The sequence below is a fragment of the Streptomyces sp. NPDC006551 genome, assembly GCF_040611675.1.
Lineage (GTDB): Bacteria > Actinomycetota > Actinomycetes > Streptomycetales > Streptomycetaceae > Streptomyces.
Genome location: NZ_JBEXOT010000079.1, coordinates 1 through 11,088, shown reverse-complemented (window position 1 = coordinate 11,088; position 11,088 = coordinate 1). Strand labels below are relative to the sequence as shown.

Genomic DNA, 11,088 nt, shown 5'->3' with positions numbered 1-11,088 from the left:
TACGACGTCAGCAGGCGCCGCTAGCTCAGTTGGTTAGAGCAGCTGACTCTTAATCAGCGGGTCCGGGGTTCGAGTCCCTGGCGGCGCACAGACGGGAAAAGCCCCTCGCGAGAGCGAGGGGCTTTTTCGTGCGCCCGCGCCCGGCCCGCGCCCGCACCCGACCCCCGGCGGCGAGCGCCCCGCGCGTCAGGCGCGGCCCTCCTCCACCGTCACCTTCACCGTCCACACGCCCGCCCGGGTCCGGTCCGCCACCTCCACCCGCGTCCCGTCCTCCGGCACCGTGAACGTCTCCCCGACCGCCAGCGGCGCGTCCGCCAGCGGCGGGTACACCGAGCGGTCCCAGCACGCCTCGGTCCGGGGGTGGGTGTCCAGGACCTCGATCGGCCCGTTCCCGGACGCCGCCTCGTTCCGTACGCGGTAGATCAGCACGCCCTCCGTACAGGTGTCCTCGTCGTTGCCGGTCGCCGCGCGTGCCTCGATCGCCAGGGCGGTGCCCGGGCCCGTCCGTACGACCGCGAGCCGGGTGCCGAGCGTGCCGCCCGCAACCGGCGCGGCCGCCAGCGGCTCCAGGCTGAGCAGCCGGGAGCCCGGCCCCTGGACGCAGGCCACCTGGCGCCGCTCCAGCCAGCCCAGCTTCCACTTGTGCCAGCCGAAGAGGTCCGGCGCGAGGCCGAACTGGCTGCCCATGACGTCCCAGTCCCCCACGTGGGTGTCCCAGTCGCCTTTGCCGTCCGTCGGCCGGTGGTAGAGGTCGGGCAGGTCGAAGACGTGCCCGGTCTCGTGAGCCAGCACGTTGCGGTCCGGCGGATGCCGTTCGAAGACGGTGACGACCCGCTTGAGGTCCGCTCCGTCGACGGAGAGCGGATGGTCGAGGTTGACGACCTTCGTCGCGTCGGAGTCCACGCCCGGCGCGTCCGGGTCGGCGACGAGATAGACGATGTCGTACCGCGAGAAGTCGACCTTCTCGTTCGCCGCCGCGATCGCGTCGCGCAGATACTGCGTACGCCGGCCCGTGTCCCAGTCACGCTGTATGCCGTAGGCGGTGGAGGCCCGTGGCATGGCGATCCACTCGCGCTGCGGGTGGGCGCGCAGCGTGAACCGGCCGTACGAGGCACGCCGGAAGAAGTCGCCGGTGCCCGGGAAGTAGTCGGCGACCAGTTCGTCGGTGCCGGTCAGCGGGGTGGAGTCCGGGAAGGACAGGAAGATCATGACCGCGTCGAGGGTGCGGGCGGGCTTCGGATAGGAGCCGTTCCAGGTGTCCAGACCCAGGGAGTGGTGGGCCGCGGTACGGGGCAGGGCGCACGGCCCCGCGGAGGGTGCGCCCACGGCGGGGCCCGCCACGAGTCCGGTCGCGGCGAGCGCCACGAGGGAAGTGAAGGCCGCCGCCGAGGCACGCAGCGACGGACGTTCCACTCCCCCGGGTGTCTGCTGACCCCTCACATAGACCTCCGGCTCCGGAATGCGGGACACCTCATCCACCTTGTGATGATTTGCGGCATTTCGCACTATTCCGCTACCCCAGTCGAGTGAGCGGGCACCACAGGGTCGACGCGACACGCCCCTGCAAGGCTCACGGAAAGTCACATTCGGTCACGTCGTCGACGCCCCGTGTCAGACCCGCGCAGAAACGATCGGGCAGGGGTCAACGGAGCGGAGCTTCGCTCCGTCCAGGGGGCAGGACGGCCGCCCCGGAGCTGGATCGGCCCCCCGGACAGCCTCTATGATCGGCACACTTTGCCTTGGCCGACCATCCCGACCACATCTGTACGGCCCAACTGCGCTAGGGGAGCGAGCGGTGAGCGGAACCCCCGAACGACCGGTGCACACCCAGCTCTCGCCCGCACGGGAGCCCACGCCCCCGATCACGGAGCGTCATCCCGACCCCACGGCCGAAGGCGGCCCGCGGGCGGGCGGGGGCTCCCCCAAGGGCACGGGCTCCCGCAAGGGCACGGGCCCCTACCCGGGCACCGGCTCCGGGACGGGTGCGCCCTCCCGGGCCGATGCGACCCCGCGCGCGGGCGCGCACCCCACGCACCCCCGGACGGCCGCCGAGCTCCGCGACTACCGCGCCGCCTTCCGCGCCGCCCAGCTCGCCATGGCCGTCGTCGACCAGGACGGCGTCGTCGTCGCCGCCAACGACGCGCTCGGCACGCTCTTCGGCACCGACGCCGGCTCCCTGCGCGAGCAGGCCGCCGCCGATCTCGTCGACCTGGCCTCCGACGGCCGCACCTGGCACGCGTACCGCGAGGTGCTGCGGGGCCGCCGCTCCCGCTTCCGCTGCACCCGCCGGCTCAAGCACCCCGACGGGCGTTCCCTGTGGGCCGAGATCACCGTCTCTCCCGTCCCCGACAGCCGCCGCGTCCTGCTCTCGATCGCGGACATCAGCGACCGGCGCGAGCTGCAGGCGCGGCTGCGTCACCTCCAGATGCACGATCCGGTGACCCGGCTGCCCAACCGCACCCTGTTCTTCGAGCGCCTCTCGGCCGCCCTGGAAGCGGCCGCACAGGAGGACGAGGGGCCGAAGATCAGATCGTCGTACGAGTCGTACGGGCTTGGCGGAACAGGGCGGATCGGTCTCTGCTACCTCGATCTCGACGGCTTCAAGGCGGTCAACGACACCCTGGGCCACCGCGTCGGGGACCGGCTTCTCGCCGCCGTCGCCGCCCGTCTGACGGAGTGCGCGGACAGCGACGGGTACACCAGGAGCGGCGGGCATCTGGTCGCGCGGCTCGGCGGCGACGAGTTCGCCATCCTGGTCGAGGACTCGACCGGAACGGAGCAGCTCGCGGACCTGGCGCAGTCCGTCCTGTGCGCGCTCCAGCAGCCCTTCGACCTGGCAGGGCAGCGGCTGTCCGTCTCCGCCTCGATCGGTGTGGTGGAGCGGGGCGCCCGCGGTACGACCGCGACGGGCCTGATGCAGGCCGCCGACACGACGCTGTACTGGGCGAAGGCGGACGGCAAGGCCCGCTGGACGCTCTTCGACCCCGAACGCAACGCGCACCGGATGACCCGGCAGGCGCTCTCCTCGACCCTGCGGCCGGCGGTGGAGCGCGGCGAGTTCGCGCTGGAGTACCAGCCGTTGGTGGGAATGGCGGACGGCGTGGTGCGCGGGGTGGAGGCGCTGGTGCGCTGGAATCACCCGCAGTTCGGCTCGCTCGCGCCGAATCGGTTCATCGGGATCGCCGAGGAGGACGGTTCGATCGTCGAGCTGGGACGCTGGGTGCTGCGGACGGCGTGCACCCAGGCCCGGCAGTGGCAGAAGGACCACCCGCGCGAACGCCCGCTCTTCGTGAGCGTCAACGTCGCCGTACGGCAGGTGTGGGACTCGGACCTGGTGGCGGATGTGGCCGGCATCCTGGCCGAGACGGGCCTCGCGCCGCATCTGCTGCAGCTGGAGCTGACCGAGTCGGCGGTGATGGGCTCGGCGGGCCGCCCCCTCCAGGCGCTCCAGGCGCTGAGCGACATGGGCGTCCGGATCGCCATCGACGACTTCGGCACCGGCTATTCGAACCTGGCGTACCTGAGCCGGCTGCCGGTCTCGGTCCTGAAGCTGGACGGCTCGTTCGTCCGCGGTTTCCAGGACGAGGCGCACGCCAACCCGGCGGACGAGCTGATCGTCGAGGCGCTGGTCCAGCTGGCGCACCGGCTCGGCCTGACCGTCACCGCCGAGTGTGTGGAGACGTCCGGCCAGGCGACCCGGCTGCGCCGGATCGGCTGTGACACGGGGCAGGGCTGGCTCTACTCACGGGCGGTGGCCCCGGACCGTATCGCGGAGCTCATCGGGGTCGCGCCACTCCGCGTATGACCGGTGGAGACACCTGAACTGCCCCCGGCCGGTGGGACAACCGGGCGGGGGCAGTGGTCAGGAGGTGTCAGCGGGTCGGAGGGTCGAGAGGCCGGGGGCCGGCGGGGCGGGGGTGAAGAGGTCCGGGCGTCAGCAGGCGCCCTGGTCCTTCCAGACGCCCCACTCGCCGGTCGTGCCCGGCTCCTCGTTCTGGGTCCACCACTGCGCCTTCCAGGTGCGGCCCTTGTGGGAGACGAGCGCGCCACCGTTGTAGATCGTCCCGGCCGCGTACGCCGGGGCGGTGCAGCCCGTGGTCGGCGGCGTGGTCGTCTGGCTCGGCGTCGGGGTGGGCTGGGTCGTCGGCGGCGTGGTGGGCGGCGTCGTCGGCGAGGTCGGCGATGAACCGACCGCGGCCACGATGTCGTTGAAGAGGGTCGCGTTGGCGTCGAGTCCGAGGAGCGAGTACATCATCGCGCCCGCCAGGCCCCGCTGGTGGCCGTAGTCGGCGCGGGCCTGGATGGTCCGCTTGTCGAGGCCGGTGAAGAACTCGCCGTCCTTGTAGAAGTAGGCGGACTTGGCCTGGTCGTCCCAGAAGGTCGTCGCCGCGTTGTCGACGATGCCGCCCAGTTCCTTGTAGTGCGCGATGCCCGCCTGCTGGCTGACCGGGCGGGCAGCCGAGGCGCCGGTGGCCGGCTGCGCGAGGCCGTTGGCCGAACCGGCCGGGACGCCCTTCCAGCCGCGGTAGTAGAACTCGTAGCCCAGCGTCAGCTTGTTCGCGGGGAAGCCGCCCGCGATGCCGTAGGCCGGCTTGCCGTCGATCCAGGAGTCGATGGCGTTGTCGATCGAGTACTTCTCCGTGCCCGGCTTGATCGGGTCGGTCGGGTCGTTCGCGCCGGAGTACAGCGGCGACTGGTGGTACGTCGGCCCGTCGCCGTCCCAGGCGCCGTGCATGTCGTACGTCATGATGTTCGCGTAGTCGAGGTACGCGCCGATCTTGTCCGTCTCGATGTGCTTGATCTTGTCCTGGCCGGCCGGGAGGGCCGCGGTCAGCAGGTACTTCTTGCCGCCGTTGGCCGCGCCGTACGCGTCGAGCTGCTTGCGGAACTCGGCGAGGAGCAGGGTGAAGTTGGCCTTGTCCTCGGGGCCGTAGTGGTTGCCGAGGTGGCCGTCGGGCGAGCCCGGGTACTCCCAGTCGATGTCGATGCCGTCGAAGATCCCGGCGGCGGTGCCCGGGCCGCCGTAGCCGCCCTCGACCGGCAGGTCGCCCTGGATGTACTGCTTGACGCAGGAGGCCACGAACTTCTTGCGGCTCGCGTCCGTCTTCGCCGCGTCGTGGAAGTACTTGGAGTAGGTCCAGCCGCCCAGCGAGATGTTGATCTTCAGATGGGGGTGCTTCGCCTTCAGCTCCTTGAACTGGTTGAAGACACCCACGATCGGCTGGTCCCACTTGTCGGCCACGCCGTCGACGCTGTCCGCGGCCGAGAAGGAGCGCTGGTAGTCGGCGTACGAGTCGCCCGCGCCGTCACCGGCGTTGGGGTTGGCGTCGTCACCGGCCGCCTTGTTGGCCTCGAAGCAGGTGAGCTCGTTCGGGTGGATGTTGCCGAACGAGTAGTTGATGATGTCGAGTTTGCCCGCGATGCCCCGGGTGTCGAGGTGCTTGGGGTAGAAGGCGTTCCCGTACACGCTCCACTGGTCGTAGTACGCGATCTTCACGCCACCGGTCGAGGGGGCGGCGGTGTCGGCTGCCTGGGCGGAGCCGAGTCCGACGGTCGCGGCGAGCGCGCCGGCGGCGAGGGCCGTGCTGAGCAGCGCGGCGATCACTGGCTTACGGGGGTGCACGTGCGGCCTCCGGGGAGTGCTGGGGGGGTTGTGCCGTACAGGAGTTGAGGAAGTGATAGCCCCCGGGTGAACAGTGCGTCAATGGTCTGAACCAGATTGAGGACTAGACCAATTCGCCGGAGAAAGCCCTTGTCAGCGGCGCGGGGCAGACAACGGAACCGCCCGCCACCACAGGTGACGAGCGGTTTAAGGTTCGCTTAGGGATCCGCGGTCAGGTCGTTCGAGACTGAACCAACCCGCCGAAAGGTCTCAGGTTTTCACTGCTCCGGAACGACTCCGTCCGGCAGGCCGTAGGCGTCGGCGATCAACTCGTAGCTGCGCAGCCGGGCTTCCCCACCGTGCGCGTTGGCCGTGATCATCAGCTCGTCGGCGCCGGTCCGCTTGCGCAGGTCGTCCAGGCCCGTCCGGACCTCGTCCGGCGTGCCGTGGACGATGTTCGCCAGCCAGCCGCTCACGAAGTCCTGCTCCGTCGGGCTGAAGGCGTACGCCTCCGCCTCCTCCGGCGTGGGGATGAGCCCCGGCCGGCCGGTGCGCAGCCGCAGCATGGACAGCGCGCCCGTGAGGACCTGGCGACGGGCCTCCTCGGGGTCGTCGGCGGCGAGTGCGGAGACGCCGATGAGCGCGTACGGCTCGTCGAGGACCTCCGAGGGCCGGAAGGAGTCCCGGTAGAGGTCGAGCGCCGGGATCGTGTTGTGCGCGGAGAAGTGGTGGGCGAACGCGAAGGGCAGACCGAGCGAGCCGGCCAGGCGGGCGCTGAAGCCGGAGGAGCCGAGCAGCCAGACCGGCGGGCGCCCCTTCGGTCCCTGCACGGGCCCGGGCACGGCGTGGATCCGGGCGTACGGATGCCCCTCGGGGAAGTCGTCGTCCAGGAACCGGGTCAGCTCCGCCAGTTGTCGCGGGAAGTCGTCGGCCCCCTCGCCCAGGGTCTGGGTGCGGCGCAGGGCGGCGGCCGTGGCGCCGTCCGTACCGGGCGCGCGTCCGAGGCCGAGGTCGATCCGGCCCGGGGCGAACGCCTCCAGGGTCCCGAACTGCTCGGCGATCACCAGCGGGGCATGGTTGGGCAGCATGACACCGCCCGAGCCGAGCCGGATGCGGCGCGTGTGGGCGGCGAGATGGGCCAGGATCACGGCCGGTGAGGAGGAGGCGACGCCCGGCATGGAGTGGTGTTCGGCCACCCAGTGGCGGTGGTAGCCGCGCCGCTCGGCGAGCTTGCCGATCTCGACACTCGTCGCCAGCGCCTGCGTCGCGGTCCGTCCGCTGCCGACGGTCACCAGGTCCAGTACGGACAGCGGTACGGGCGAATCCCCGTGTGCCGTGCCCCGAATCGCGTCGCTCACCGTTGACGACCCTTCCGCGTGCGAAGACATAGGTACGACGGAAGAGAACAGGAGGCTGTCTCCGCTTATTCCGCAGGATTGACTCGTCCAGCGCGGGGTAGCGGCGCGCCCATGGCTCGAACAGGTCCCGCCAGTAGGACAAGTCACATAAATCGCCGTACCCTGCTCCTCGGCACCGCCGGGGCGGCCGGCGCGGCGCTCGGTGCGGCCGGCTGCGCGCGAGTCGCCTCCGGCGACACCCTCGGCCGTCTCAGATCCCAGCGCACGGTCCGCCTCGGGATCGCCGGCGAGGTGCCCTACGGCTACGTCGACGAGCAGGGAGCCTTCACGGGCGAGGCCCCCGAGCTGGCCCGGGTGATCTTCCGGCGGCTCGGCATCGAGCGCGTCCAGCCCGTGGCCACCGACTTCGCCTCGCTCATCCCCGGGCTCAACTCCCAGCAGTTCGATGTCGTCTCGGCCGGGATGTACATCAACAAGGAGCGCTGCGCGCAGGTGCTCTTCGCCGACCCCGAGTACCAGATGCTCGACTCCTTCATCGTCCGCAAGGGCAACCCGAAGGGTCTGCGGTCGTACGAGGACGTCGTCCGCGCCAAGGCCCGCTTCGCCACCGGCAGCGGGTACGCCGAGATCGCCTACGCGGTGGCCGCCGGATACCCGGAGAAGGACATCGTGATCCTCCAGGACCAGGTGGCCGGCCTGAACGCCGTCGAGTCCGGCCGGGTCGACGTCTTCGCCGGCACCGCCCTCACCACCCGCGCGGTGGTCCGCAAGTCCAGCGGGGCCGAGGCCACCGAGCCCTTCGCCGCCGTCGTGGACGGCGAGAAGAAGATCGACGGCGGCGGCTTCGCCTTCCGCCCCACCGACGCCTCTCTGCGGGACGCCTTCAACACCGAGCTGCACAAGATGAAGAAGAGCGGCGAACTCTTCCGGATCCTGCGGCGCTTCGGCTTCACCCAGGCCGAGATGACCACGCTCACCGCCGAGGAGCTGTGCCGATGACCGCCGGACTCTGGCAGAACTGGGTCCTGCCCGGCATCTGGATCACCCTCCAGCTCCTGATCGCCTCCGCCGCGCTCGGCGCGCTGGTCGCCTTCACCGTCGGCACCGCCCGCACCCACCGCTCCCGGTTCGTCCGCTTCCTCGCCGGGCTCTACACCGAGGTCTTCCGCGGCACCTCCGCCCTGATCCTGATGTTCTGGCTCTTCTTCGTCCTGCCACCGCTGATCGGCTGGCAGCTCGTCCCGATGTGGGCGGCGATCCTCGCGCTCGGACTCTCCTACGGGGCCTACGGCGCCGAGATCGTGCGCGGCGGGCTGAACGCCGTACCGAAGGCCCAGCGGGAGGCGGGCATCGCCCTCAGCCTCACCCCCTGGCAACGACTGCGGCTCGTACTGCTCCCCCAGGCCGTGCCGGAGATGATCCCCTCCCTCTGCAACCTCCTCGTCGAGCTGCTCAAGGGCACCGCCCTGGTCTCGCTGCTGGGCGTCGGCGACGTGTCGTTCGCCGCCTACCTGGTGCGACTCGCGACCCAGGAGAGCGGCGGGATCTACACCGTCACGCTCCTCGTCTACTTCGTGATCGCGCTCGTGATCACCCGCTCGATGAAGGCCCTGGAGCGACGCACCAAGGCGAACCTGGGGGTGGTGACCGAGTGAACTGGGACTGGTCCGCGGTGGCGGACTTCATGCCACGCTTCTGGGACGGCCTCCTCGTCACCCTCCAGGTGCTGGTCCTCGGCTCGCTGATCTCGTTCACGCTGGGACTCGTCTGGGCGTTCGGCTTCCGGGCCCGCAGCCGGATCGTCCGGTGGCCGGTGCACGCCGTCACCGAGTTCGTCCGCACCACCCCGCTGCTCGTGCAGCTCTTCTTCCTCTTCTTCGTCCTGCCCGAGTGGGGCGTGCAGTTCTCCGCCCTCACCACGGGCACGCTCGCGATCGGCCTGCACTACTCGACGTACACCGCACAGGTCTACCGCGCCGGTATCGACGCCGTCCCGGCCGGCCAGTGGGAGGCGGCGACCGCGCTCAGCCTGCCGCGCCACCGCACCTGGGTGACGGTGATCCTGCCGCAGGCGGTGCGCCGGATCGCGCCCGCGCTGGGCAACTACGTCATCGCGATGCTGAAGGACACCCCGCTCCTGGCCGGAATCAGCGTGCTGGAACTCCTCCAGCAGTCCCGCCTCGAGAGCGCCGCCACCTTCCAGTACACCGAACCGCTCACGGTGGTCGGTGTGGCCTTCGTCCTGATCGCGTATCCCGCCTCCCTGCTCGTCCGCACCCTGGAGCGCCGTCTTGCCCACTGACACCGACCACGACCTGATCCACTTCGAGAACGTCACCAAGCGATTCGGGACCGGCGACAAGGAGATCACCGTCCTCGACGATCTCTGCTTCTCGGTCCGGGCCGGCGAGCACGTCACCCTGATCGGACCCTCCGGTTCCGGCAAGACGACGATCCTGCGGCTCCTGATGACCTTGGAGAAGCCCGACGCCGGGACCATCCGGGTCAACGGCGGAAAGCTGTACCCGGCCGACGAGAAGCAGCGCCGGGAGGTCCGCAAGAAGATCGGCATGGTCTTCCAGCACTTCAACCTCTTCCCTCATATGTCCGTCCTGCGCAACATCACCGAGGCGCCGGTCCGGGCTTTGGGCAAGAGCCGGGAGGAGGCCGAGGCGCGCGGCCGCGAGCTGCTCGATCTCGTCGGTCTGGGCGACAAGTGCGAGGCCAGACCGGCGCAGCTGTCCGGCGGCCAGCAGCAGCGGGTGGCGATCGCGCGGGCGCTCGCGATGGAGCCGAAGGTCCTGCTGCTCGACGAGGTGACCTCGGCGCTCGACCCGGAGCTGGTGGCCGGCGTGCTCGACCTGCTCCGGGACATCGCGCGGACGACCGACATCACCATGATCTGTGTGACGCACGAGATGAACTTCGCCCGGGACATCTCGGACCAGGTGCTGATGTTCGACGGGGGACAGGTGATCGAGTCCGGTTCTCCGGAAAAAATCTTCTCGGCTCCGGAGCACGAGCGCACGCGCGAGTTCCTCGGCGCGGTGCTCTGACCTGAGGCTCTTTCGGGCAAGTGTGCCTATGGCATATGCCAGGGTGGTGCGCCCCAGCGTACGGCGCTGGGGCGCCGCATGAATCTCGCCAACAGCCGCCCCGCAAACGGTCCTTGACGGCTATCGTGGTACAGAAGCTTGCGGTCACAACCTGGTAGGGGGAAACCGTGGCGCTGAAGCCCGAGCCCACCGCGCCGTTCCACTCGGTGCAATACGCCCTGCGCGTCCTTGAGACGGTCTCACGGCACGGTGGCGGGGTGACGGACGTCCAGATCGCTCGGGAGACCGGTCTGCCCGTCGCCCACCTGTCGTCCCTGCTGATGCTGCGCCGCGAGGGGTACGTCGAGCAGGTCGCCGACGGCGCCTATGTCGTCGGGGACTCGCTGGTTCTCCTGGGCTCCGGAATGACCCGTCGCGAGGCCCTGGAGGCCAAGCTCCAGGAGACGCTGACCGAGCTGCGCGACTCCGTCGGCGCGGCGGTCTACATCAGCCGGTACATCGACGGCGAGGTGAAGATCACCCAGTTCGCCGACGGTCCGCGCACACCCAAGGTCAACGAGTGGGTGGACTTCCGCTCCGCCGCGCACGCCAGCGCCGTCGGCAAGTGCCTGCTCACCCAGCTCGACCAGAACGGCCGCCGGGACCACCTCTCGCGCCACAAGATCGCCCGGCTGACCTCCCGGACGATCACCAACGAGAAGGTGCTCTTCTCCAAGCTGGACAGCCAGCCGCCGACCGTCCCGGTGCTCGACCTGCAGGAGTACGCCGTGGGCACGGTCTGCGCGGCGGTCCCGCTGACGGCGGGCGCGGCCGTGGGCTGCCTGGCGCTGTCGCTGCCGATCGAGCACGCGCACCGGCTTCGCTCGGCGGCGGACACGCTGAACCGCAGAGCGGCCCCTGTGGTGCTCTCACTGGCCATCTGAGCCCTCGGCGAGGGTGGTCATGAGCACCCCGCGGGACCAGGTAGTATTTTCTCTGTCAGCAGGCGCCGCTAGCTCAGTTGGTTAGAGCAGCTGACTCTTAATCAGCGGGTCCGGGGTTCGAGTCCCTGGCGGCGCACAGACGGAAGAAG

General features: G+C 70.3%; 9 protein-coding genes and 2 tRNA genes. 8 read left to right on the top strand and 3 right to left on the bottom strand.

What is annotated here, in order from left to right:
• The first annotated feature begins 14 nt into the window (after positions 1-14).
• Positions 15-88, top strand: a tRNA-Lys gene (locus ABZY12_RS33885).
• A 98-nt stretch (positions 89-186) separates the two neighbouring features.
• On the opposite strand, the gene ABZY12_RS33880 is transcribed toward ABZY12_RS33885, so the two are convergent.
• Entirely contained in the window at positions 187-1,440 is a 1,254-nt protein-coding gene (locus ABZY12_RS33880) for a M6 family metalloprotease domain-containing protein (protein WP_356897229.1), read from the bottom strand.
• Positions 1,441-1,795: 355 nt separating this feature from the next.
• Here ABZY12_RS33880 and ABZY12_RS33875 point away from each other — a divergent pair, with 355 nt between their 5' ends.
• Positions 1,796-3,805, top strand: coding sequence for an EAL domain-containing protein (locus ABZY12_RS33875; protein ID WP_356897227.1), 2,010 nt, complete (start codon positions 1,796-1,798; stop codon positions 3,803-3,805).
• A 129-nt stretch (positions 3,806-3,934) separates the two neighbouring features.
• On the opposite strand, the gene ABZY12_RS33870 is transcribed toward ABZY12_RS33875, so the two are convergent.
• Together ABZY12_RS33870 and ABZY12_RS33865 are read right to left on the bottom strand one after the other, a co-directional pair.
• The gene (locus tag ABZY12_RS33870) at positions 3,935-5,623 is read right to left on the bottom strand and encodes a glycosyl hydrolase family 18 protein (RefSeq protein ID WP_356897225.1); all 1,689 of its coding nucleotides are present in this window, start codon (positions 5,621-5,623) and stop codon (positions 3,935-3,937) included.
• Between the two features lie 257 nt (positions 5,624-5,880).
• Complete coding sequence (locus ABZY12_RS33865) at positions 5,881-6,990, bottom strand: LLM class flavin-dependent oxidoreductase (RefSeq protein WP_356897223.1); 1,110 nt, start codon at positions 6,988-6,990, stop codon at positions 5,881-5,883.
• Positions 6,991-7,071: 81 nt separating this feature from the next.
• On the opposite strand from ABZY12_RS33865, the gene ehuB reads away from it, so the two are divergent.
• The 6 genes from ehuB (at position 7,072) to ABZY12_RS33835 (ending at position 11,075) form a co-directional block, all read left to right on the top strand.
• The gene (gene ehuB / locus ABZY12_RS33860) at positions 7,072-7,959 is read left to right on the top strand and encodes an ectoine/hydroxyectoine ABC transporter substrate-binding protein EhuB (RefSeq protein WP_356897221.1); all 888 of its coding nucleotides are present in this window, start codon (positions 7,072-7,074) and stop codon (positions 7,957-7,959) included.
• Positions 7,956-8,615 carry an ectoine/hydroxyectoine ABC transporter permease subunit EhuC gene (ehuC, locus tag ABZY12_RS33855; RefSeq protein ID WP_356897219.1) on the top strand — a complete coding sequence of 220 codons (660 nt, stop codon included), beginning with the start codon at positions 7,956-7,958 and terminating at the stop codon, positions 8,613-8,615. The genes ehuB and ehuC overlap by 4 nt, the downstream gene beginning before the upstream one ends.
• A complete protein-coding gene (gene ehuD / locus ABZY12_RS33850; RefSeq protein ID WP_356897217.1) occupies positions 8,612-9,262 on the top strand; it encodes an ectoine/hydroxyectoine ABC transporter permease subunit EhuD in 651 nt (216 codons plus the stop codon). Before ehuC ends, ehuD begins: the two co-directional genes overlap by 4 nt.
• Positions 9,252-10,016: an amino acid ABC transporter ATP-binding protein gene (locus ABZY12_RS33845; RefSeq protein WP_356897215.1), complete on the top strand. Its 765-nt coding sequence runs from the start codon at positions 9,252-9,254 to the stop codon at positions 10,014-10,016. The genes ehuD and ABZY12_RS33845 overlap by 11 nt, the downstream gene beginning before the upstream one ends.
• A 167-nt stretch (positions 10,017-10,183) precedes the next feature.
• Positions 10,184-10,939: an IclR family transcriptional regulator C-terminal domain-containing protein gene (locus ABZY12_RS33840; protein ID WP_356897213.1), complete on the top strand. Its 756-nt coding sequence runs from the start codon at positions 10,184-10,186 to the stop codon at positions 10,937-10,939.
• A gap of 62 nt (positions 10,940-11,001) precedes the next feature.
• A tRNA-Lys gene (locus ABZY12_RS33835) sits at positions 11,002-11,075 on the top strand.
• Positions 11,076-11,088: the final 13 nt, after the last annotated feature.